This window comes from Vibrio sp. L5-1 (assembly GCF_021728315.1).
Lineage (GTDB): Bacteria > Pseudomonadota > Gammaproteobacteria > Enterobacterales > Vibrionaceae > Vibrio > Vibrio splendidus_K.
Genome location: NZ_JAKKCQ010000002.1, coordinates 487350 through 512828 on the forward strand (window position 1 = coordinate 487350; position 25479 = coordinate 512828).

The window sequence follows — 25479 nt, forward strand, 5'->3', positions numbered from 1 at the left end:
CTTGATATCTATTTGATGCAGCAGTATTTACAAGACCGAATATAACTTTGGCTTTGTGTTTACTGATATTTGCTTCAGCCATACCCCCTGGTAAAAGATATTAACTAGCAAGTTGTTCTCTATACCCTTGTGAACACTATGAATACATTAGAAAAAATACAAAAAAACCTGGAAAATTTCAGCAAGTCTGAGCGTAAGGTAGCCGAAGTAATCATGGCTTCCCCTCAAACTGCAATTCATTCTAGCATTGCTACCTTAGCTAAAATGGCTGACGTGAGTGAGCCTACAGTTAACCGCTTCTGTCGTCGTTTAGACACAAAGGGCTTTCCTGACTTCAAACTTCACCTAGCTCAAAGCTTGGCGAACGGTACACCTTATGTGAATCGTAATGTTGAAGAAGATGATGGTCCAGATGCTTACACGCATAAGATTTTCGAATCAACTATGGCTTGTCTAGACGTAGCTAAAAACAGTCTAGACGCGATGCAAGTTAACCGTGCGGTTGACCTGCTGACTCAAGCAAAACGCATTTCATTCTTCGGACTGGGTGCCTCTTCTGCTGTAGCCAAAGATGCTCAAAACAAGTTCATTCGTTTCAATATCCCAATCACTTGTTTCGAAGACATCGTGATGCAACGCATGAGCTGCATTAACTGCAGTGACAACGACGTTATTGTTCTGATCTCTCACACTGGCCGCACAAAAAGCCAAGTTGAGATTGCGAACTTAGCTCGCGAGAACGGCGCAACCGTTATCGCAATTACTGCGAAGGACTCTCCATTAGATAAAGCGAGCTCGCTGTCTATCTCATTGGATGTACCGGAAGACACTGACGTTTACATGCCAATGGCAAGTCGCGTTGTTCAGATGACGGTTATTGATGTGCTAGCAACAGGCTTTACGCTTCGTCGTGGTTCTGGTTTCAGAGAGAACCTAAAGCGAGTGAAAGAGTCACTTCGTGATTCACGTTACGAGAAGTATTCTCAGTTTTAATCTGTTAAGGCATGAACTGAGAACAAGTTGAATTAAAGAACGGAGCCTAGTGCTCCGTTTTTATTTATCTGTTTATAATGGTTTATGCCGTGAACTGTTCGAAGACCGTTAGATCGTCCAGCTATTGCCTTTCTCTACAACATTATTCTCAGACGCATAAGAGTTGATAATGGTAAAACTCGACTCGGCAGCCTGTTCTTGCACAACTTGATTCATTGAAGCTTCCTCATGATCCCCTTCTCCACAACTGCACTCCTCGCAAACCTGCTTCAGAATATGTACAAGCCTCTCTTGATTCAACGGTAAAGGGTTTCCTTTAATCGCCACTGATTTGAGCGCATCGGCAGACACCTCATCAAACTGAGCTTCGCAGACACCAAATTCAAGTAAGCTTGGTAGCTTGAGTGTATCCAACACTTCAGATAACCAAGCAATCGCCTCTTCTTCTTTTGCTTCTACGTTACCCGTCACTATCTGAGCGATTCGCTGATAACGCGCTAATATGTCGTTTCTTTGCTGCTCTTTCGCTACGGCTATGTTTTCTAACATCACAAATGGCGCCAAGCGCGCTGTAATCACACTGTGCGGCGCAGAAATTTTACCTCCTAACGCAGAAGCTAACCCGTGCGCAGCGCCGAGCTTAGCATTGGTTATCGCCATTCCTCCGAGCATAGAAGCGAAGGCAAGATCAGAACGCGCTTGAGGTTCATCATAGATACACGCCTGAATGACAGAACGACTCAGCTTACGCAACCCTTCTTCACAAATCATATCGGTTAACGGATTCGGTTCACCACACACATAGGCTTCCATTAAATGGGTAAATGCGTCCATAGCGCCGCGGCCAGATAAATACGGATTAGTGCCATGGGTTAATGCTGGGTCAACAATCGCGACGTCAGCTAGCATGTCTGGGCTTCTAAGGCTTATCTTGACTTGGTCTTGGCCTGATTTAAGTACCGCATTTTTAGTAACCTCAGCGCCAGTACTCGCTGTGGTTGGAATAGCGATAAACGGCAGTGGTTTGGTTTTAAGAGGAACATTACGCCCAACCACTTCAACATAGTCGTATAAATTACCTTGATTAGGTAAAACCGCAGCTAACGCTTTTCCCATATCAATGGCACTGCCACCACCCATTGCCACCACCATATCAGGTTTAAATCGCCGAGCAGACGTGGCAGCCTCTTCAACCATTTTGATATTGGGTTCACCGGAAACGGCAATGTGCTGGTAACGCATACTCTGCGCATCTAGATAATCAGTAACAAGTGAGGTGCGTTCTAATGTATTTCCAGTAACCAATAACACGCTGTAGCCGTATTGATTAAAGAGAGACAATGAAGCGGGAAGTGCCCCATCACCAAAGATGATCTTTGTAGATGTCATAAATTGAAACATGGAGCCTCCTGCGCCTATGACTAAACAAAACTACGAACTCTTGGTTTTTTTGAAATTCTTGTTTTTTTGGAATTTAACCTTCGGAATGTAACTTTTGTACTTACAACACAATGCCTGCATCTTAAATACAAGCAGACTAAAATGGGGTTACATCAGGCAGCTTACCGAATATGGTTCTATACCCAATGATAAGATGCCTCGTTCTGTGTTTGATTTTTTTGACGAGGTGCAACTTGTCACACTAAAGATGGATTAAAGTCGCAATCTTAGGGGTAATTCACACTCTAATATTAAGGGTACTTAACAATGGTAGAGGCCAGTGAACGCGACCCTGCCTTTTTATGATTAATATTTGCGCTGATAGGCAAAACCTATCGTATTAAGAGGCAATTCCATCTTTATTTCCCCATGGCATTGAGGCATAGTTGGTTTTAAGAAATTTTGAGTGGCATTCATTAAAGAATAGTTAACATAATTGAGTTAACGAGCCTCATCCCGTATTTAGGAGAAATTAAATGTTTGTAGTTATTTTTGGTCGCCCTGCTTGCCCATTCTGTGTTCGTGCAAAAGAGCATGCTGAAACTCTTAAAGCTAAACGCGATGACTTCAACTACCGTTACGTTGACATCCACGCTGAAGGCATCAGCAAAGCTGACCTAGAGAAGACTGTTGGTAAGCCTGTAGACACAGTGCCACAAATCTTCATCGACCAAGACCACATCGGCGGCTGCACAGAATTTGAAGCATACGCAAAAGAAAACCTAGGTCTTTTCGACTAAGCTAGGATTTCTCATACGAGAATCGAGGCTACGGCCTTAAACAGCTGACTAATTTACGCGTTAGACTGTACGATTTATATCAAGCCCGCTCACTGTAGCGGGCTTTTTTTATGACCAGTTTTCGTACGGAATAATAATAAAGTCAAAATCAAGTAAAATAGCAAAATATCGCTTATATTTTATTTATATTTAGATACAATTCACCTCTTAAACTTACCCTGTGTTTCACGCCAATTATTGAGCGACCACTGTGAATATCGACGTTGTTTTTCTGTTAGAACAAAACCCCATTCTCCTCATCTTTGTTGTTTTATCGATTGGATTAGCCATTGGTAAAATTCGTTTCGGTAGCCTCCAACTCGGCAATTCAATCGGTGTTCTGATTACTTCCCTTATCATGGGACATCTTGGTTTTTCATTTAACGCTGATGCGCTCACGATTGGCTTCATGCTTTTCATCTACTGTGTGGGTATTGAAGCTGGACCAAACTTCTTCGGTATCTTCTTCAGAGACGGTAAGCATTATCTCATTCTGAGCCTTGTGGTTCTCTCTACCGCAATTGCTTTAACGTATTTCAGTAGCCACTACCTTGGGTTAGGCTTTGGTTTATCCGCAGGCATGATGGCGGGGGCCTTAACAGCAACGCCTATATTAGTAGGTGCTCAAGATGCTCTGAATTCTGGGCTTGCAGAATTACCAAGAAACATGGATATAGGCCTGATCATCGAGAACCTATCAGTTGGTTATGCGATGGCTTACTTAGTTGGCTTAATCAGTATGATTATGTTTGCTCGCCTTATTCCAAAGCTTCAGAAAGTTAACCTACACGATTCAGCTGAGCAAATCGCCCAAGAGCGTGGCTTAGGTGCTTCAGGGCAACGTAAGGTTTACCTTCCAATCATACGAGCTTACCGCGTAGGACAAGAGCTTATATCTTGGACAGACGGTAAGAACCTTCGTGAACTGGGTATCTATCGCCAAACGGGCTGTTACATCGAGCGTATTCGTCGTAACGGTATTCTTGCCCACCCAGATGGTGATGCGATCCTGCAAGAAGGTGATGAGATCGCATTGGTAGGCTTCCCTGATAGCCACGCGCGTCTCGACCCGAGCTTCCGTAATGGTAAAGAGGTTTTCGACCGTAACCTTCTCGATCTTCGTATCGTTGAAGAAGAGATCGTCGTTAAGAGTGACAGCATCGCAGGTAAGCGCCTATCCGACTTGAACCTATCTGAATACGGCTGTTTCCTTAACCGCGTAGTACGTGCTCAAATTGAAATGCCGATGGACTTAAATATCGTGCTTTCGAAAGGCGATGTCCTGCAGGTGAGTGGTGAAAAGAGTCGTGTTCACGGCCTAGCTGAGAAAATTGGTTTCATCTCAATCCACAGCCAAATGGCGGATTTGATGGCCTTCTGTAGCTTCTTCATTCTGGGTATTTTGTTTGGTTTGATCACCATGACATTCGGTCAGGTGTCGTTTGGGTTAGGTAATGCGGTTGGCCTGCTTTTATCCGGCATCATGCTTGGCTTCTTAAGAGCAAACCACCCTACTTTCGGTTATGTGCCTCAGGGAGCATTGAACATGGTCAAAGACCTAGGTTTGATGTTCTTTATGGTCGGTATCGGCTTGAGTGCCGGTGGTAAGATGTTTGAACACTTAACGCAAGTAGGCCCTCAGGTCATCGGTATTGCTCTAGTAGTGAGTGTGCTACCGGTATTCTTCGCTTACTTGGTGGGTGCTTACGTATTGAAGATGAACCGTGCTCTGCTATTTGGTGCCATCATTGGCGCGCGAACTTGTGCTCCGGCGATGGACATCGTAAATGACCACGCTCGCTCAACTATCCCAGCTCTGGGTTACGCGGGTACGTACGCGATTGCCAATATATTGATGACCTTAGCAGGTACTTTCATCATCATCATTAGCTAGCGTCTACTGCTTTAAAAGCAGCGAAGCTTAGATATTTCGAATGCACTAATTCATCTTTGGATTAGTGCATTTTTTATTACTTATTCTCAGCTTTTAACGCATCCCAAGTCTGCTCTTTAAATCTCTTCGCATCTCACAACTCATATCCCGCATCTGCTCTTAACTTCTCTTCGCATCTCGCCACTCGAATCCCACATCCGCTCCTAAATCTTTTCGCATCTCGCCACTCGAATCCTACATCCGCTCTTAAATCTTTTCGCATCTCGCCACTCGAATCCTACATCCGCTCTTAAATCTTTTCGCATCTCGCCACTCGAATCCTACATCCGCTCTTAAATCTTTTCGCATCTCGCCACTCGTATCCCGCATCTGCTTTTATTTTTCCATGTCTGCTTTTAATCTCTTTCCTCAAACGACAGACAAAAAAATAGGCGCTCAATGAGCGCCTATTTCGTTTTGATTCGATTGTTTGAATTAGATGTCAGCTACATCAAATTCAACAGCAGTATCAACGTCAGCTTCGTAATCAACGCCTTCAACACCAAAACCGAACAGCTTCAAGAACTCTTCTTTGTACTCAACGTAGTCAGTCAGTTCTTTTAGGTTTTCAGTTGTGATTTGAGGCCATAGGTTACGACAATGCTCTTGAATGTCGTCACGAAGTTCTAGGTCGTCTAGACGTAGACGGTTCACTTCATCCACTTCTGCTGCGCTGCCATCTTCTTTGTATAGACGTTGGCTGAACATACGGAAGATCTGTTCCATACAACCTTCGTGAATACCTTCTTCACGCATCTTCTTGAACACCATAGCGATGTAAAGAGGCATAACAGGAATCGCAGAACTTGCTTGAGTCACAACAGACTTAAGAACAGCAACGTTTGCAGTACCGCCAGTTTGGCCTAGTTTTTCGTTAAGCGCTGACGCTGCACGATCTAGATCCATCTTAGCTTTACCTAGCGCGCCATCCCAGTAGATTGGCCACGTTAGCTCGGTACCGATGTAGCTGTAAGCAACAGTCTTACAACCGTCAGCCAGAACACCTGCTTCAGAAAGTGCGTTGATCCAAAGTTCCCAATCTTCACCGCCCATTACAGTAACAGTGTCTTTGATCTCTTCTTCAGAAGCAGGCTCAACGCTTGCTTCGATGATCGCATCTTTGTTTGTATCTACAGCTGTAGATGTGTACGTTTCGCCGATAGGCTTAAGAGCTGAACGAATTACTTCGCCAGTCTCTGGCATTTTACGCACTGGAGACGCCAGTGAGTACACAACCATATCGATCTGACCTAGATCTTCTTTGATCAGGTCAATTGTTTTCTGTTTTGCTTCGTTAGAGAAAGCATCGCCGTTAAGGCTTTTTGAATACAGGCCTTCTTCTTTAGCTAGCTTGTCGAACGCTGCTGAGTTGTAGAAACCAGCTGTGCCAGTTTTTTTCTCAGTACCGGCTTTCTCGAAGAAAACACCGATAGTAGAAGCGCCGCCACCAAATGCTGCCGCAATACGTGAAGACAAGCCGTAGCCACTTGAAGAGCCAACAACTAGTACACGTTTAGGTGCGTTTGCGATTGGGCCTTGAGCTTTTGTGTAAGCAATTTGTTCTTTTACATTAGCTTCACAACCGACTGGATGTGTTGTAGTACAGATGAATCCGCGAATTCGAGGTTTGATGATCATATTCAACTTCCTTAAAAAATCAGGTTAAGGATAAGAGTTTCGTGCGCAAATGGCATCTAATTTCTGTAAAAATGTGGTGAAAATGCAAGTGGTTGGAGCACTCAACTGATATTTGCTGACTAAGTCGCCATTTGTTAACGCTTCTATTGAGACTTCTACGACAAAAACAAAAAAGGCACCTTAATAGGTGCCTTTTATCATTTCGTTATCTAAGCAACGCTATTTAGCTTAGGTTTTAACTCTTTTCGCGTCAAAGTTTCACTAAAGTCATGACTGAAGTGGTCAACTTGAATCGCTGTGTAACGTAGTTTATCAGCAGCAACAATTTGGTCGACTTCTTCTTGCGTTAGAACATCGGCAGCAAGTGCCTGAGCCAATTTGTCTGCCAGCAAGCCTTTACGAGCCACTTTGCCTTCTTTCACTGCTTTGAAGATCTTACGCTCCAGAGGCTTGATGCTGTACATCGCATTGAAAGCGTTCTCCATAAGACCAACACTATCATCCTCTTCCTTGCCGATGTAGCAAAGGTGAGTCAGACGTTCACGGTGTGCGCCCGGAGTCATCAAGCTTTCTGCTAGTTGAACTGTTAGGTTATCACTTGGTTTTTCGAAGTGGTTACCTACAGGGAAAACTAGACCTTTAAGTACTTTCCCAACCATCTTGTTCGGGAAGTTACGGTACGCTTCTTGTAGCGATTTAGCCGCGTTGTGGAAACAGTGTTGAACCGCGTAATGTACGTAGTCTAAGTCAGCTTGTTGACGACCTTCGTCTTCATACTTCTTAAGTGCAGCAGAAGCCATGTATAGGTAACTTAGACCATCACCCAAACGTGCAGAGATAAGCTCTTTACGTTTCAGTTCGCCACCTAATGTCAACATTGCGAAATCCGCACTGACTGCAAGCGCACGGCTTAAACGAGTCAAATCTTGGTAGTAAGGTTTCGTTGGGCCGCTCATGTCGGCTTTAATGAACTTAGAGCCCGTTAGTGCCGCACCAAAAGCACCGAAGGTGTTTTTAGTGGCGTGTGAGATGTGCTTGAACAACAAGCTATCAAAATCTTTTGCACCTTGCTTCTCGTCTGGGTTCGCTGCCGCTTCCATTTCGCTCAATACGTATGGGTGACAACGTGTCGCACCTTGACCGAAGATCATAAGGTTACGAGTTAGGATGTTCGCACCTTCTACTGTGATAGCAACTGGAATACCTAGGTAAGGCGCAGCCAAGTAGTTCATTGGGCCATCTTGAATTGCACGACCTGAGTGGATATCCATTGAGTCATTCAGGATAGTACGAGCCATTTCTGTCATGTGATACTTCGCGATTGCCGTTACGATACCCGGCTTCTCTTTCATATCCAGTGAAGTGGTTGTCAGTGTACGAGTCGCTTCTAATAGATACGTTAAACCACCAATACGGCCTAAGCTCTCTGCAACACCTTCAAATTTACCAATCGACATACCGAACTGCTTACGAACATAAGCGTATGCGCCAGTCGTTTTCGCAGTTAGGTGACCCATCGCCGTGCCCAGTGCTGGTAATGAGATACCACGACCTGCAGACAGACATTCCACCAGCATACGCCAGCCTTTACCTGCGTAATCTGCGCCACCGATTAGCCACTCCATAGGAATAAATACATCGTGACCGCGAGTTGGACCATTCATGAACGCAAGACCAAGAGGGTCATGACGCTCACCAATCACAACGCCTTCGTGGTCAGCTGGGATAAGCGCACAAGTGATACCAATGTCTTCTTTGTCACCCAGTAGCTTTTCTGGATCGTGCAGTTTGAAAGCCAGACCAAGTACCGTTGCCACTGGTGCTAGCGTAATGTAACGCTTGTTCCAGTTAAGTTTGATACCTAGTGTCTCTTTACCTTCGTGCATGCCCATACACACAGTGCCGACATCAGGGATACCACCCGCATCAGAACCCGCTTCAGGGCCTGTTAGTGCGAAACAAGGGATATCTGTACCGTCAGCAAGACGTGGTAGCCAGTAGTCTTTTTGATCTTGAGTACCGTAGTGAGAAAGTAGCTCACCAGGGCCAAGAGAGTTTGGAACCATTACCGAAACCGCAGTACTGATACTACGAGTTGCAATCTTGGTTACGATTGTAGAGTTGGCGTGCGCCGAAAACTCACGACCGCCGTACCCTTTCGCGATAATTAGCGAGAAGAAACGCTCTTTGCGTAAGAAGTTCCAAACTTCCTCTGGAAGGTCTCGGTCTTCTTTCACAATTTTGTGGTCGTCAAGCATAGCGAGCAAAGTTTCAAGTTCATTATCCATGAACGATTGCTCTTCTGCTGTCAGCTGAGGTTTTGGGTACTGGTGAAGCTTAGTGAAATCTGGTTTACCAGAAAACAGCTCTCCGTCCCACCACACGCTACCCGCTTCCATCGCTTCTTTCTCGGTGCTAGATAGTGGTGGTAGTACTTTTTTAAAGAGTTTAAAAGCTGGGTCACTTACCCATTTTTGTCTTAGAGAGCTCATAGTTCAGATCCTTTTGTTCACTATATTGTTTGTGAATATTTTGCTTTTTATTGTTTTATTCTCTTGCTGACATGCCAGCGGCTAAATATGGAATGAGAATATCGACCACTGCCTTAGCATCTATCTCTCTGTCATAGTCATTCTCTGCAATTTCTATCAGAGCCTGGCTAGATGCCATGGTGAATACACAAGTCCCTAGGGTGAAGTGCAATCGCCAAAATAACTGTTCTTGAGTGAGGTTCGGGTTGGCTTTCATCACTGAGCTGGTAAACAGAGTCAGTACTTCGCTGTAGCGAGTGGTAATGAACCAACGCAAGTGCCCTTGCACATCCGTATAACCTCGACCAATGAGTAACATAAATCGACTCGTACCATTTGGCCTTACATCATTCAGTGCTCTTAGCGGCTGCCTTAAAGACTCAAACACATCACTCATAGAATACGTTTCGTTCAAGTTTAAGTTCACTAAAGCGTCTTGCAGTGCAGGCATAAATGCTTCTAAGTATCGATTTAATACGGCACGAACCAGAGTCTTCTTATCGCCAAAGTGGTAGTTCACTGAAGCAAGATTGACATTGGCTTTACCCGTAATGGTGCGTAAAGAGGTGTCATTAAAACCGTGCTCAGCAAATAAGCCTTCAGCCACATCTAAGATTTTGTCTTTGGTTGTACTTCTTGGTGCCATTTCAATCACTCGTATTAAACAACTGTTTGAAATATACGCTTAGTACATTTATTTAACAAGCAAGCAACATCACATTTTCACAAATTGGTCGTACCAGTTAATCGCTTTATTCACTAAGCGATTGAATCGATGCATGTTTACAAAAAAAGGAAAAATTAATGAATTTTCTTGGAACTGAAATAGAAATGGAGGGTCATAAATTAAGTAGAAAACAGAGTATTTAGAAGTTTAACAGGCCGTCAAACTTGTCTCTCCCCTGCTTTCTTAATTACTGCATTTTCCTTATTAACTCCTATACTTGTATCCGCCCAAACCGTGTTGGTTTGGGCTTTTTTTTGCTTATGATTCAGGCAATTTTTCTTCGGCTAATGCTGGGTACAAAAAAGCCCCCGAAACCGAGGGCTTTCATTACGTTAAGCCATAGAACACTTCACGATACCGACTAAGCTGCATCGTTTTTGATAAGTTCTCCCAATATTGCGAGATCACTACCAAGATCAACCGAAGCGCCCATTTCCGTAGCAATCCCTTCTACCACGATTGTTTGAACGTCGACTCCACCATTGATTGGAATAGACAAAGCGATGTCTTCGCCATCGACCGACACTTCGATCATATCAAGAAGCTCGGCCATTTGCGTTTCGTCTTGTGGATCTTCAATCAGATCATTGAGGTCAATTAAATCACCAGAGCCATTGGTATAAAGCTCAAAGTCTCTAATGATGTCTGTACCATTGTCGAGTGCAGAGTCTAACCAGGTGAAAATATTGTCATCGCTATCACCAATAAGCAGATCATTCCCAGAGCCCGCAAATAAAGGCTCGTTACTCGCAGCACTGATCACGTTATATTGTTGTGGTTCTTCAATATCAACCGTCACCGTTTCGACTGTACTTTCAGCGCCATTTGAATCTACTGCGACATAGTCAAATTGAGGGTCATCGGTTACAGCTTCATTACCTTGTACATAACGTAACTCCCAACTGCCCCCAGTCGATGACAGCTCCATTCCAACAATTGGATTACTTGGTGATGAGTAACTGAAGTCGTAAAGAATCTGCTCATGACCAGTATCACCTTCGTCTTTTTGATACTGCTCTGTGTGGGTTGTACCGTCAGCGAAAGTATAAAGTACTTCAACATAAACATTACTATTTGTGTTGAACGACCCGCCCAACCCATCTAATCCAAATTGAACGACTTCAAGTGGATTGTTGGTAAAATCTAAGACCAAGGTTTCTTGCATGTTCATTCCTTGGCCGTCAGAGTCACCAATACCAAAGCCGACGTGAGGTTGTTCCCCTTGGTACTGCTCAAGCGGTTTATCGTTATTGTCTTCAATAGATAATGTAATTGTGTTGCCGTTAGCTAAGGTAATTAGCCTTTCGGTTGGTGATACCGCCACTCCCCAGTTATAGAAGCCATCAATAAGTTCAGGCATGTCCTCAGGATCGCCACTAAAGCCCATTTCAAACATCTCTCCGGGCCCAGCAACGAAGCTAATATTGTTTGGAACAAACAACACACCACTATCCACATCGGACTGCACTATTTCCCTGGTGTCTCCATTTTCATCGGTATAAAGAAGGGTGCCACTGGTTGGCAAGGTGTTAATGCGAACATTTAGAGGTATCTCATTGTGATCATCTTCTATATCTGAGATGTAATCAGGCATGCCGCCATCTTCAGAGTCGAACAGAATTGGGATCACGGCATCGTCATCATTAACCACCACAAAGCTGGTCGCTTCAGGGGCATCGTTGACACCATTGATCGTTATTTCGATGACATGTTCAACACCATCAATTGCAGTGACCACATAGTTCTCAATAACGGTATCGTCGTCACCGAGATATTGAACGGCATCATTATCAACGACATAACTCCATGCCCCCTCGGGAGTAATCGTTAACATCCCCAAAGCAAGTGCATAAGTAGACCCAATAGGGCTAAACACACCATTAGGCTTAAAGGCCGGCATATCACTGGTATCGACATCAGTAATCGTTAAAGTACCAGAAACCGAGAGTTCGTTGGTATCAGGATTGACATTAACATCTTCCGTCACCTCACCTATGTCTGAGTCACCTTCCCCGACAGTAATTTCGGATGGATCATCGGCACCGTTGATGGTAATAGTCACTTCACTGGTGGTTCCGTCAATCGCAGTAACAGTGTAAACCTCGGTGACGAATTCATCGTCATCAAGATATTGCACATCGTCGTTGTCTACGACGTAAGTCCATTCGCCATCGTCGGTAATCGTCAACATACCCAACGCGGTATCATTGGTCGAACCTTCAGGATTAAACGTTCCGTTAGGTTGAAAAGCCGCGACATCGTTAGCATCAACATCGGTAATCGTCAGTGTTCCCGTCGCCATCAAGTCGTTGCTTTCTGGATCGACATCGACATCTTCCGTCACCTCACCCATGTCAGAGTCACCTTCACCAACGGTAATCTCGGATGGATCATCAGCGCCGTTGATGGTAATGGTTACTTCACTGGTGGTTCCATCAATCGCAGTAACCGTGTAAACCTCTGTGACTGTCTCGTCGTCATCTAAATACTGCACAAGATCGTTGTTGACGACATACGTCCATTCACCATCGTCGGTAATGGTCAACATCCCCAACGCGGTGTCATTGGTCGAACCTTCTGGATTAAACGTTCCGTTAGGTTGAAAAGCCGCGACATCGTTAGCATCAACATCGGTAATCGTCAGTGTTCCCGTCGCCATCAAGTCGTTGCTTTCTGGATCGACATCGACATCTTCCGTCACCTCACCCATGTCAGAGTCACCTTCACCAACGGTGATCTCAGATGGATCATCGGCACCATTGATGGTGATAGTCACTTCACTTGTAGTTCCGTCAATCGCAGTAACCGTGTAAACCTCGGTGACTGTCTCGTCGTCATCTAAATACTGCACAAGATCGTTGTTGACGATATACGTCCATTCGCCATCGTCGGTAATAGTCAACATACCCAACGCGGTATCATTGGTCGAACCTTCTGGATTAAACGTACCATTTAGTTCAAAAGCAGCAACGTCGTTGTCGTCTACATCGGTGATGGTGAGCGTTCCGGAGGTTGTTAAGTTGTTGCTCTCTTGGTCAACATCCACATCCTCAGTCACTTCACCTGTGTCTGAATCACCTTCGCCAACGGTTATATCAGATGGGTCATCGGCACCGTTGATAGTGATGGTTACTTCGCTCGTGGTACCGTCACTGGCTGTAACGGTATAAACCTCTGTCACGAATTCATCGTCGTCTAGGTACTGCACGTCATCGTTATTGACTACGTAAGTCCAAGCGCCATCAGGTTCGATGCTCAATACGCCAAGTTGTGAGTCGTTTGTTGAACCTACGAGGTTAAACTCACCATCAGCTGAAAAGGTAGGAGTGTCGCTATCTACGTCTGTAATCACGATCTGACCAGACGTCACTAATTGGTTGGTGATGTCATCGACATCAATGTCCTCAGTCACACTGCCTGAATCATCAGTGGCTACAGCCGCATCATCAGTACCAATAATTGTGACTGTAATGACTTGCTCACCTCCATCAGAAGTTTGTACTGTGGTTGTATCTTGAATTTGCTCTCCGTCAGCAAGTTCATCATAAGGACTGTTGGCTACGAAGGTCCAAGTACCATCCTCATTGACGACAAAGGTACCGAGGTCATTGTCTCCAGCGACCTCTTTGCCAATAAAGGTAACGTCCGGGTCGTCGCTGGTTAAAGCGCCACCGGTTTCAATTGGTTCATCCTGCTCAAACTCAATAACGTTAGTTTCACCTGAAATAAGCGCAAAAGCGATGATATCAAAAAGAGCAATACTTTGAGTTTCTGACAATCCTTGAGACTCAAACCCGTCAGTTTCAAAATTCGTGGCAGCTTGAGTTTCAGCCCCAGTACGTTCAATCCTACCGCTGTTGGTCAAACTCGAGCCTTCCTCACCAGCTGCAGTGTCAAACTCATCTCCTAGTTCCGTTGGATCAAATCCTTCTTCAATAGCACGCTGAACTTGAGCGATCGCATCATCAGTATCTAGTGCATTTTGTTGGCCCTGGTTATCTACAAAACGTGCAGAAACACTTGGCACATTTTCTTCACTAGTATCAAAACTGATAATTACGTCGCTAGCCGCTGGTTGTTCGCCCGGAGACAAACGTCTAACTTGGCCTTGAGCGTCGAGCACAACACTCCCGCTAGCAAGACCTAGTATATTTAGGTTGATGTTTCCCATATCCATATTCCCACTTCTGCCCAGAACATGCCAAACGCGGATTCAATCCCACTCTGCGCTGTGGCTATTTCCTACACTAAATTTAGTAGTGCCACTATTGATAATCAACTCACTAGAAGCGTGTAAATCTGGCGATTTTCAAATTAGTCAATAGCAATAGCGACTTACATTCAAAAAAAAACCAACAAACTTCGCATTTTTTTGCAAATGTCCTAAGCTTCGTTTAATACCCTTCTCTCAATCTAACGGGAAACGTAGGTTGGGAAACGGATGAGACATTGAAAGTAGAAGGAGAGCTACTTTGAAATTGTTTAAATTATCCATCATGTGTTGCTTAGTTGCTGCAGCACCACTCACCGCTCAAACTCTAGAACAGTCTGTCGCTATTACCTTGGCAACGAATCCAGAGATAAAAAGCATCTTCAACGAATATGCGAGCGTGAAAAAACGTAATGATGCATCTGGAGGAGCGTACAAGCCCAGTATCGACCTTGATGCTGGTATTGGTTACGAAGGCATAAATCCTGCACCAAATAACGGCCCCGATACCGATCTAACAAGAAAGGAAGCGACGATTTCCCTCACGCAATTGCTGTGGGATGGTTCCGCAACTCTATACGACATTGATCGTACCGCCGCAGAAGCCGAGTCGGTTCGTCTACAATTGATCGCAGATGCCGAAGACAAAGCGCTGGAGGTAACACAAATCTATCTAGACGCAGTGAAAGCCACTGAGGTGTTGGCACTGTCAGAAAGTAACCTTTCAATACACAAGAAAATCTATAAAGATATTAAGAAACGAGCTAATTCTGGTATAGGTTCAACAGCGGATGTGTCACAAGTAGAAGCTAGGATTGCAAAAGCTCATGGTAACTTATTGGCTGCACAGAATAATTTGATCGATACACATACCCAATTTAGACGTGTGGTAGGTCAAGAACCCCTAGGTTTAATTTACCCAAGAGCTGATATTTCTAGAATTCCTTTGTCGTTAACGGACGCCATTGTTGATGCCTTGGACAAACACCCCGTGATCAAAATCGCGGCAGCTGATGTTGACGCTGCGCACTTCCAATACAAACAATCGAAAGGCGTGAACTACCCTACCTTCTCCATTGAAGCATCACAGTCATGGCGTGACGATGCAGGTGGCGATGAAGGCTCAAGTCAAGAAACGCTAGCGATGCTGAGAATGCGATATAACTTGTACAACGGTGGAACTGACAGTGCTAATTCTGAAGCTGCTGCTTACCAATTGAACAAAGCAAAAGATCTGAGAGATCGTGCTTATCGCCAAGTGGAAGAAGGCCTTCGCCTTTCATGGAGCGCCTTAGATCTCACGCTACAACAAAAGAACTTCCTATCTGATCATGTTGATTCAGCTTCGGAAACTGTTATCGCATATGAAAAACAATACCGAATAGGCAAACGGACTCTGCTTGACTTGCTCAACACTGAGAACGAACTATTTGAAGCCCGCAAAGATTATCTGGATGCCCATTACTCTGAGCAGTACGCTAAATACCGTGTAATGAACGCAACAGGTTCTTTATTGAATGCTCTACTGGTTGATATTCCAGAAGAGTGGACAACGGCTATGGAGTATTAATGATGAAAGTAACTTACTTATTACTTCCCGTATTAACGATGACTTTATTTGCCTGTTCTAGCCAACAGGAAGAGGCTTACATCGAGACACCTGAAGCAGAACAGATTGCAGACCTGCAAGACGACGACAACGATGGTGTGGTAAACGCTCGAGACACCTGCCCAGGAACGCCTGAAGCGTCACAAGTCGACAATGACGGCTGTGGTGAAACGATTCGAGCAGAAGAAGTCAGACAGTTAAAAATACTCTTTGCTCATGACTCATTTGAAGTGAACCCAATATTTTCTGATCAAATCAGCACGATGGCTGAATTCCTTGAGACTTACAAAAGTGCGTCGATTGAAATACAAGGTTACGCGAGTAAAGTGGGTTCCAACGAATACAACTTAGATTTATCAAAAAAACGAGCGAACAATGTTCAAGATGAGTTACTGTCGAATGGTATAGAGCCAGATCGAGTGAGAATTGTCGGTTATGGTGAAGAACGCCTAGAAAACGAGGGGGATGATGCTACTTCTCATGCACTAAACCGTAAGGTAACGGCAACCGTGGTTGGGTTAAGTGAACAAATCGTTGAAGAGTGGACCATTTTTACCACGCTAGAAAAATAACGTGACATTGTCACTAAATCTATAAGACGGGTTATCTTACAAAGACAGCTTAACAGCGAGATCAAGAAAGCCGTGATGGGGTTGCCCATCACGGCTTTTTTGTTCTTTGTTGTCACATGAGTCGAGGGATGACTCTGTGACTCTTCTTGCTACTCAGGAGTTGACTTGTTACTCAGTGAGTAGGCTCGCTATCAAGTGAACCTACTACCGAATATAGTTTTACTTACCAACTATGCTTTTACTTACCAATTATAGCTTTACTTCTTGTTGCTTAGTCTTCGGTAGAGAAATACTTAGCAGGCAGTAACCTAAGATAGCTGCAGTCGTTGATCCCATCAGGATACCTAATCGAGCGAGCGTATCAAAGTCTGCGTTCGTTGGACCAAATGCTAGTGATGAAATAAAGATAGACATCGTAAAGCCAATACCACACAACACAGATACCGCGAAGATGTTCATGAAATTCACACCTTCAGGAAGTTTAGCTACACCCGTTTTCACTGCGCCCCAGCTGAATAGGAAGATACCCAGCGGCTTACCAACCAATAGACCCATAGCGATACCAAGCGGTAACATGCCTGTAAGGTTTGAAATTGAGATGCCTTCAAGTGAGATACCTGCGTTTGCAAATGCGAAGATTGGCAAAATTGCAAAAGCGACGTATGGGTGCAGAGCATGTTCTAGATGTTTCAGTGGAGAACGCTCCCCTTTATTGCCTTTCAGTGGGATAGCAAAACCTATAACTACACCAGCCAATGTTGCATGAACACCAGACTTCAATACTGCGAACCACAGAATTGCACCGACAATGAGGTAAATACTTAGCTTAGTCACATGCTTGTTGTTTAGCATGAACAACACACCCGTTGCGATGAAGCCAACCGTTAGTGCAAGCGTCGATAGATCGCCTGAGTAGAACAATGCAATGATAACAACAACACCTAAGTCATCGATAATTGCTAATGCTAGTAAGAATACCTTCAAGCTTACCGGCACTCGGTTACCAAGAAGAGCCATGATACCCAATGCGAATGCGATATCTGTTGCTGCTGGAATAGCCCAGCCCTGAAGCGCTTCAGGGTTACTTGAATTGAATAGCACGTAAATAAGTGCAGGAGCTAGCATACCACCCACAGCTGCAATAGCTGGGAAGATTGCTGTCTCTTTAGACTTTAATGCGCCTTCTAAAAGTTCACGCTTAACTTCTAAGCCGATTAGAAGGAAGAAGACAGCCATTAAGCCATCGTTAATCCAGTGAGACACAGACATACCAAGAACGTAACTATGCAATACGCCTTGGTACATTTCGTTCAGTGGTGAGTTTGCTACAAACATTGCGATCGCCGCAGCGATGACTAGTATGATGCCGCCAGCAGATTCCATTTTAAAGAAGTCACGGATGACGTCGGTCATGATTTCGCCCTTATATTTATTATTTAAATAAACGAATAACAAAGAATAACCATGAGTTTATATCCAAGCGTAATCGATAGATAATCACTTCTTCGGATGTTTAACTTCGGTTTTTCCTACAAATACTAAACAATACGTCGTATATTCCATAATGTTGTTATGCACCATAAAATAAGTATAGATGAGATCACAAAGGCTGTATGCACAATTAATCAGGGGCTCACAAAAATCATGAGCACAAAAAAGGCTATCAAATGATAGCCTTAGGTGTTTTTAGTAACCAGTTAACTGCATAAAGCCTGTCGCTTCATGACTTCCGCTCGCCATAATTGGCCCTTCCCAATATGGTATGACAAATGGCAACCACATATCTCGGCGTTTAATGCGTGTCGTGAGGTTGATATTGTGCTGTGGCACGTTAATAATCCATTGGAGCGGCATTCTTCTACCATTCTGTAGCGTCGTATTCTGTAAAGGCTTGATAGAAATATCGGAGTCCGTTAACTGATACACCTTGCCCGAACGAGTGGCCAATGTTCCAAAAACATAAGGCAGTTGTTGATTATGGCGGTAACGGTTAATGCTCAACGCTGTACCATCATCGAGATTAAACACGAACCAATCCCAGCCTTGTTGACCCACTCCGAGCAAGCCACTGCCCCACTCTTTATGCACCCAAGCCGTGCCTTCTACTTCCTTGGTAACGCCGTCTAGATTCAATACACCGCTTAGGGATAAAAATGGAGCGCTGAAGTTATAAGACGCGACAGGTAATAAATCGTGCTTTTTCTGGTAACCATTCTCGCCGTTGAGCACATATGGCCCTTTAGCAATGGTGTCGAGTTCAAGACCAAACGTATCCGTTTTCACTTGAAGGCGACCTGGAAATGGTGTGTTGCCAAGGGCGCGCCAGTTCCAGTTATCAATCCAAATTCTAAACGGACGACTGGTCATTCCCGCTTGGCCAATACCGCCACGCGCTAAGCGTTGCTCTTTCCAAACCTTAGAATCAGAAGAGATCACGACATTTGAGATATAGACCTGTGGGCTTTGCCACCCCGGCGTCTCGCGTTCATCAGTCGCTATTCGGAAGAAGCTCCATTGAACCGAGTACTTTTTGCCATCATCCCCTTTTAGAGAAGCAAAGTAATGCCACCACTCGTGTTGAAATTCTGGGTGGAATTGGAAGTCTCGAGGTAACGAAACGCTGCGGTCAGGTAACACAGGCTCGAATACATTAAAGTGCTCGCTTACAAGCACTGAATTGACCTCGTTCACGCCTTTCTCGCCAACATCAACAAAGTAAGAGTAGTATGCCCAGACACCTAAAATGGTGCCAAAGAAACCTATCAATAATAGAGAGGAGACAAATCGGTGTCTGAATTTCGTTGAGCCATTTCGTTGAAGCATATTAAAGCGCATCCCTCAGTGATTTCATCGGAGTGTTCCGAATCATTCTCATCACTGGCAAAGCACCAGCTAACATCAATGCTGCCATAGCCCACGCAAATGTCTGTAAATAGTCCCAGGGAATCACTTGCAACTCGAGTGACCACCCAAAAGACTGCTTGATCACGATATCGACGATCAAACTAGCCAACGCTAAGCCGAGCGGAATAGCAATTAAGGAGGAAATAAGCCCGAACACAAACAGTTGTAAGCTACCGGTCAGAATCAGTTCTTTCGCTGAGACACCTAAACAGCGCTGTAACGAAATATGCCTTTGTCGAGACACTTCACCCGCAACCGTTGCGAAGAAGATGCCGAAGACTGCAATGACTAGTGTGATGTTGCCCAATGTATCTGCAATCGCGAACGTTCTATCGAACACACGCATCGCTTGGCTGTGAATATTGTTGTTATCGAAAATACGCTCCGAGCCAAGCCTGAATACGCTTTCTAAGCGGCTTCGAAGCCCTACTGAATTCACATCATCTTTGAGTATTACGCCAAGGCCCACATTGCCCCGCCCTGCAAATCCATACAGCCAGTTTCGATGCGACATCATGACTTGATGGTAAGGGTTACCGTAATCGTAATACACACCGACAACCTGCCAACCAGAGCCAAGATTGTCATAGAGATCAATGTAGTCACCAGGGCGAATACCCAACTTGAGAGACATCGATTCGCTGATCAACACACCTTTAGAATGATGTAAGTGATACCAGTAATTAGGAATACCTAATTTGATCGTCAGCGCTTCTAGCTCACCTTCAGAAGGCCCAGTACTGACCACTTGAATACTGCCAACTGGAGATGCAACATCTTTCTCCCAACGCCACCAAACAGAATCCACTTCAGGCTGTTCTGACAGCCAGTTACTCATACGAGCAGCACCATTGTTGGTTGGGTAGATGTAAAGGTCTGCCGCCAAGCGCTGTGTTAACCATTTATCTGTGGTATCTCTAAAGCTGCCGACCATGGTTTCTACACCAATATTCGCGGTTAGCGCCAACATAAACGCCATTGTCGCCACACCACGGTAACTCATGCTTGAAGCGGCATCCGCGAAGAACCAACGAGCACGAACCCAGCGTAATGAATAAGACAGGCTGTTAAATAACTTCCACATCAAGAACGGCGTAAAAAGAGCCACACTAACAAGCATCAGCGCGATAATCGCAAAACCCGTTTCTTGAGTCTGAGGCGCTTGATAGACAGCGACAGCTGCAACCAAGAAACCACAACCAATCAAAGCCTGCCAAGTGAATTCAGTACCAGCAAAGCGCATCAAAGATAAACGAGAGGTCAAACGAATCGGTTGTGAACGAAGCAGACGAACCAATGGCCAAGCACACGCTAGGAATGCACCAAGCAATGCCATTAATAAGCTGTAACCGCTCCATCGCCAATTCCAGTCGATAGTTAATCCAACGTTGGCGTCATATAAGTCACCTAAACTTGAAGATACCGCTGGTAACAGTTGGTTTGCCAACATGACACCGAATACATTGCCGCAGATCCAGCTCAATACCACCAATAACAGTAATTCTAAACAAAGCGCTTTAGCCAGTTGCCAACCCGACACACCCGTCTGCCTTAAGATTCCAACTAACGGTTGGCGCTGAATAAACGACAGCGACATCGCTTGATAGAAAATGAATAAGCCAACCACAAACGACAGCATACCCATCGCTTTTAGATTTAAGTGAAACGCGCTGGTCAGCGACTCAAGCTCAGCTTTAGAGCTGCGAGAGATCGTCAAACCATTAGGCAGCATGTTTTTAAGACGCTCAAACTTCTCAGGTGACATATCTGAACACGCAATCACAGACAGCCCAGCACTGCGTTTAAGCATTCTGAGCAAAGAGATATCTGCAATCAACCTTGTGCCATCAATCAGGTTTTTTTGATCAACAGCGATAGGACCAAGCTCAGAACCATCCATGAGAGGAATGTAATCACCGTTATTCCATTCCATGTGTTCTGCGAGATCATCACTCACAAGGATTGGGTATGGCGGCTTCATAAGGTTTAACGTAGTGAGATCTTTTAACGCAACACCCGGCTGAAGCTGAAGCATAGACACAGGGTCGATGCCAATAAGCATAAAGTTCGCGCCATTTTCATCAGTGATACGATGGTGGTCAAAAGGAGAACACTGTTGAAAGCCTTCACGGCGAAGCTGGATATAAAAACCTTGCGGGATTTTATTGGCGTTGTGTTTTGGTCGAATACGATAAGGAAGAGGATTCGAAAAGAGTTTTTCGCCATGCGCATAGCTTTGCTTGGCGTGTTGGTTGATAGCAGTAACACCAACCAAAAGTGATACGCCAAGGGTTAAACCAAGCCATACCAAAATAATCTGAAGTGGGTAGCGTCGATAGTGACCGAGTAGTGCCTTAACTACGGGCCATAACATGCAGTTGCCCTCCTTGTAGACGGATTCTGCCGTCCATGTGCTGTGCTACTTTTTCACTGTGTGTCACCAACAACAAAGTGCATTCTAATTGGCGAGCCAAAGAGGTCAGCAAACGCATTACCGCTTCTGCATTACGCTCATCTAAACTTCCCGTCGGTTCATCGGCTAACAGAATTTTAGGTTCCATGTACAGAGCACGAGCAATCGCTGCGCGTTGTTGTTGACCACCAGACGCTTCTTCAGGGTAACGTCCAAGTAAAGGCATAAGGTCTAAAGCAGAAAGAATCTGTCGCCAGAGGCCTTTGTCTTCAGGCAAGCCTTTTAACTGGCGACAAAAACGAATATTGTCAGCAATATTAAGCGTTGGAAGTAGGTTGAATTGCTGGAAGATGTGACCAATATTATTTCGGCGATATGCGGTGCGATTACGTTCTGTCGAATCATGCATATTGAAGTTTGGGAAAGCAATTTCGCCAGAGTCTACTAGGTCTAAACCCGCGATAAGATTCAGTAATGTACTTTTACCTGATCCACTTTCGCCCATTAGTGCAAGCTGGTCACCTTGGTTTAATGTTAGTTCAGCACCTTGCAAAACAGGGTGAAATTCCCCCCCGTCGACATAGCCTTTACATAGGTCTGACAGCTTTAACATTAAACAGCTCACATTAGTTAGAATTTGGAAGGAGAATCTACACTAATTCCCTGTTAGGAGGAAGTATTTTGAAAGATAGATCACACACCAACGATAAAGTGATGTGATCGATGCGCCCTACTTCAACTTCCTATCAAGTTTTTGATCCATTTTCTTGTTTTCATGCGATAGAGCGACCCACCCCACTTAATCACTTCTTCGGTGAGGAAAAGCAGATACACCCACTCAGGTGGAAACTTTAAATAGATAGCCGCAATCGCAGCCAGTGGAATACCAATCACCCACTGAGCAATCAAATCTTGATAGAGACAGAACTTCACATCACCACCCGCTCTCAACACACCAACGATCACAGTCAGCGGTACCGAGCGAATAATAATCCCCACGCTGAGAATGAGAATGAATTTCTCAGAGAGGGCTCTGGTTTCTTCAGTCAACGCACTGAACGCATTCAATATTGGCATTTGGACGAAGTAGAGAAAAATCGCCACAACAATACTGGTTAAGAAACACAGAATCGTTAAGCCTAATGCTTGATAGTAAACCGCTTCATTGTTCTTCGCGCCAAGTTGGTTACCCACCAGAACCGCTGCTGCATTAGACAGACCAATCAATAAACTCAATGAAATAGATTCAACCGGCGTCATGACTGAAAGCGCAGCCAAACCTTGAACACCCGATTGTCCCATGATCGCGTGGTAAGCAAACAAGCCACCCGCCCACGCTAAGAAGTTAAACGTGGTTGGCAAAGACAACTTCAAGAAGCGAACGACTTTCTCAACGGTTGCAGCCGCTTTGATATCACAAAGTTTAAAAGCTAATAGGTGTTTAGATAAATAGAGGTAGCCATATAAGGTCGCCACTTCAATGGCACCGCTCAATACCGTCGCAATCGCTGCTCCTTTGATTCCAAGCGATGGAAAGCCCAAGTTACCGAAGATCAGCACCCAGTTTAAGAACACATTAGACAGAATGCCGATACCGCTGAAGAAAGTGCTTAACCCAGGTTTATGCATCGCTCTCAAACCTACCGCCATACTGCTGACGCACGACACCGCCAGCATGCTGAATGAGGTGATGGCGATGTATTCAACGCCGAGGCTGATGACTTCTTGAGAGTCGGTCGTCACGCCCATGATTTGCGCAGGAAAAGAAACAAAGAAAACAATGGTCAGCAACGCAAACAGGGTCGAAACTAGCCACGTCAGTGCGGTACTTTCTCTGACACCTTGTTTGTTACCCGCGCCCCAATATTGAGCCGTTAGCAAAGCGCCGCCCGTAGTGACACCCACCAGCATAATGGTCGTCACAAACATTGCACGGCTCGCAACCCCCACTGCCGCAATGTCTGCTTCCCCAAGCTGACCTAACATCAACACATCGACTAAGCCTCGGCTTGAAAACATAATGCTCTGCAAAGCAATAGGCAAAGCAATCGCAATAAGCCTACGAACAAAATCACCTCGAGTGTGATGAATAATTGAAGAGAGCAACATAGAGATACCTAAACGGAACGTATTGATGAATAAAGATAAATATCGCGCTATTATATCAATGTTCGGTTTTTAACCACAGATATAAATGGAGTAACAATGAAGAAAGTACTGGTTTTAGGCGCTTCTGGATATGTTGGTTCGCAGCTCCTCCCTCTCCTGCTCGAGCAAGGCTATCAAGTCACTGCTGCAGCAAGGCATATCGACTATTTAAAGGCACGAACCGAACCTCATGACAACTTGTCACTAGAGTATCTTGATCTTGCAGATCAAGCCGCAACACAAGCATTAGTCCCCGACTTTGATCTTGTCTTCTTTCTAGTTCATGGGATGGCAGAAGGCCACGACTTTATTGATTATGAACTGAATTTGGCACGTAACTTTGTTTCAGCTCTTGGGCCAAAGAATCAACACGTCATCTACCTGAGTTCGCTTCAGCCGCAAACGGGTGATTCAGAACACCTTCAAGCGAGAAAGAAAACCGGAGAACTGCTACGCAAAGGACCAGTCCCCGTCACTGAACTGCAAGCAGGCGTGATCATTGGTCCAGGCTCTGCAGCGTTCGAGATCATGCGAGACTTCGTGTACAACTTACCTATCATGATTGCACCCAAATGGGTCGACTCTAAAGCCAACCCTATTGCCTTGCAGAACCTGAACCACTATCTGCTAAAACTCGCACAGGACACGCCTAGCGAAAGCCAAACCTTCGAAGTTGGCGGGCCAGACATTGTCTCTTATCGAAATCAATTTGCTCACATTGCCAAAACAGCCGATCGCCCACTCAGGCTTTGGGCGACGTCACTCCTCACGCCCTCAATCGCGTCATATTGGCTAGGTGTTGTGACTTCTGTTCCGTCCAACATAGGCAGAGCGCTTCTTGCGGGCTTAAAGCATGACTTTATTGCCAGTTCGACCATCATTAGAGAAAAGTACCCTCAGAAGCTTATCTCGTTCGAAAATATGGTTGAGCAAGCGATCCACGCTGAAGGAAACTTCGTGAAAAGTAATGTTTGGGGCTTTGATAAGACCGCCTTCAAACGCTGGCAAGCTGGGTACGGCTATTATCCTAAGAAAACTGGCGCAAGTATTACCTCAAGCGCATCTTTAGAATCCCTTTGGCAGGTGGCTCAGCAAATAGGAAGCCCGAAGCAAGGTTACTTCTTTGCTAATGCTCTATGGCGCACACGCGAATGGTTAGATCTTCTCTTTGGCGGTGGTGTACCGGTTCGACAAATGCCTGAAGGACCGACCCTAAAAGTCGGTGACAAAATTGACTCTTGGAAGGTTATTCGTTGTGAAGAGAATCAGTTTTTATCCCTGCTTTTCGGTATGAAAGGCCCAGGGTTGGGGCGACTCGAGATTACCGTCTCTGACCACGGTGATTCACGTGAACTGAACATATCAGCTTGGTGGCATCCAAAAGGCTTTCTAGGGTTACTGTATTGGTTTGCGATGATGCCAGCCCACCTGTTTATCTTTAAAGGCATGGTTAAAGCGATTGAGAAGCAGGCTAAAGAGCAGATACGGGATTCGAGTGGCGGGATGCCAAAAGACTAAAAGCAGATACGGGATTAGAGTAACGGGATGAGAAGAGATTAAAAGCAGATTCGAATGTCGAGAT

The 25479-nt window shown here is 44.9% G+C and carries 16 protein-coding genes; 6 read left to right on the plus strand and 10 right to left on the minus strand.

Features of this window, described 5'->3' with window-relative positions:
- Window positions 1–138 precede the first annotated feature (138 nt).
- Window positions 139–993 carry a MurR/RpiR family transcriptional regulator gene (locus L3V35_RS08995; protein ID WP_004734686.1) on the plus strand — a complete coding sequence of 285 codons (855 nt, stop codon included), beginning with the start codon at window positions 139–141 and terminating at the stop codon, window positions 991–993.
- A gap of 108 nt (window positions 994–1101) precedes the next feature.
- Here L3V35_RS08995 and L3V35_RS09000 read toward each other — a convergent pair whose 3' ends face one another.
- Window positions 1102–2394, minus strand: a complete 1293-nt coding sequence (locus L3V35_RS09000) for an iron-containing alcohol dehydrogenase (RefSeq protein WP_108155564.1) — start codon at window positions 2392–2394, stop codon at window positions 1102–1104.
- Between the two features lie 515 nt (window positions 2395–2909).
- On the opposite strand from L3V35_RS09000, the gene L3V35_RS09005 reads away from it, so the two are divergent.
- Together L3V35_RS09005 and L3V35_RS09010 are read left to right on the plus strand one after the other, a co-directional pair.
- Window positions 2910–3173, plus strand: coding sequence for a GrxA family glutaredoxin (locus L3V35_RS09005; RefSeq protein WP_009847069.1), 264 nt, complete (start codon window positions 2910–2912; stop codon window positions 3171–3173).
- Window positions 3174–3423: 250 nt separating this feature from the next.
- On the plus strand, window positions 3424–5106 hold the full coding sequence (locus tag L3V35_RS09010; RefSeq protein WP_017077841.1) for an aspartate:alanine antiporter: 1683 nt from the start codon (window positions 3424–3426) through the stop codon (window positions 5104–5106).
- A 474-nt stretch (window positions 5107–5580) separates the two neighbouring features.
- Here the strand turns inward: L3V35_RS09010 and fabV are convergent, their stop codons facing one another.
- The 4 genes from fabV to L3V35_RS09030 all read right to left on the minus strand — a co-directional run bounded on the left by fabV (window position 5581) and on the right by L3V35_RS09030 (window position 14212).
- Entirely contained in the window at window positions 5581–6783 is a 1203-nt protein-coding gene (gene fabV / locus L3V35_RS09015) for an enoyl-ACP reductase FabV (protein ID WP_237299405.1), read from the minus strand.
- Between the two features lie 209 nt (window positions 6784–6992).
- Window positions 6993–9275, minus strand: a complete 2283-nt coding sequence (locus L3V35_RS09020) for an acyl-CoA dehydrogenase (protein ID WP_004734682.1) — start codon at window positions 9273–9275, stop codon at window positions 6993–6995.
- Between the two features lie 55 nt (window positions 9276–9330).
- Window positions 9331–9960 carry a TetR/AcrR family transcriptional regulator gene (locus L3V35_RS09025; protein ID WP_237299406.1) on the minus strand — a complete coding sequence of 210 codons (630 nt, stop codon included), beginning with the start codon at window positions 9958–9960 and terminating at the stop codon, window positions 9331–9333.
- Between the two features lie 442 nt (window positions 9961–10402).
- Entirely contained in the window at window positions 10403–14212 is a 3810-nt protein-coding gene (locus tag L3V35_RS09030; RefSeq protein ID WP_237299408.1) for a VCBS domain-containing protein, read from the minus strand.
- 301 nt (window positions 14213–14513) lie between these two features.
- Between L3V35_RS09030 and L3V35_RS09035 the strand changes: the two genes are divergently transcribed.
- Together L3V35_RS09035 and L3V35_RS09040 are read left to right on the plus strand one after the other, a co-directional pair.
- Window positions 14514–15821, plus strand: coding sequence for a TolC family outer membrane protein (locus L3V35_RS09035; RefSeq protein ID WP_065205486.1), 1308 nt, complete (start codon window positions 14514–14516; stop codon window positions 15819–15821).
- Window positions 15821–16432 (plus strand): OmpA family protein, encoded by a 612-nt coding sequence (locus L3V35_RS09040; protein ID WP_065205487.1) that lies wholly within the window; start codon window positions 15821–15823, stop codon window positions 16430–16432. The genes L3V35_RS09035 and L3V35_RS09040 overlap by 1 nt, the downstream gene beginning before the upstream one ends.
- A gap of 249 nt (window positions 16433–16681) precedes the next feature.
- Here the strand turns inward: L3V35_RS09040 and nhaA are convergent, their stop codons facing one another.
- From nhaA to L3V35_RS09065, 5 genes are all read right to left on the minus strand, one after another.
- Window positions 16682–17845, minus strand: a complete 1164-nt coding sequence (gene nhaA / locus L3V35_RS09045) for a Na+/H+ antiporter NhaA (RefSeq protein WP_054546583.1) — start codon at window positions 17843–17845, stop codon at window positions 16682–16684.
- A 273-nt stretch (window positions 17846–18118) separates the two neighbouring features.
- Window positions 18119–19267 carry a lipocalin-like domain-containing protein gene (locus L3V35_RS09050; protein ID WP_054546584.1) on the minus strand — a complete coding sequence of 383 codons (1149 nt, stop codon included), beginning with the start codon at window positions 19265–19267 and terminating at the stop codon, window positions 18119–18121.
- Entirely contained in the window at window positions 19257–21710 is a 2454-nt protein-coding gene (locus tag L3V35_RS09055; protein WP_065205488.1) for an ABC transporter permease, read from the minus strand. The genes L3V35_RS09050 and L3V35_RS09055 overlap by 11 nt, the downstream gene beginning before the upstream one ends.
- Window positions 21691–22362 carry an ABC transporter ATP-binding protein gene (locus L3V35_RS09060; protein WP_004734674.1) on the minus strand — a complete coding sequence of 224 codons (672 nt, stop codon included), beginning with the start codon at window positions 22360–22362 and terminating at the stop codon, window positions 21691–21693. Before L3V35_RS09060 ends, L3V35_RS09055 begins: the two co-directional genes overlap by 20 nt.
- A gap of 122 nt (window positions 22363–22484) precedes the next feature.
- Window positions 22485–23858, minus strand: a complete 1374-nt coding sequence (locus L3V35_RS09065) for an MATE family efflux transporter (RefSeq protein WP_237299410.1) — start codon at window positions 23856–23858, stop codon at window positions 22485–22487.
- A 96-nt stretch (window positions 23859–23954) separates the two neighbouring features.
- Between L3V35_RS09065 and L3V35_RS09070 the strand changes: the two genes are divergently transcribed.
- Complete coding sequence (locus L3V35_RS09070; RefSeq protein ID WP_237299412.1) at window positions 23955–25415, plus strand: DUF2867 domain-containing protein; 1461 nt, start codon at window positions 23955–23957, stop codon at window positions 25413–25415.
- Window positions 25416–25479: the final 64 nt, after the last annotated feature.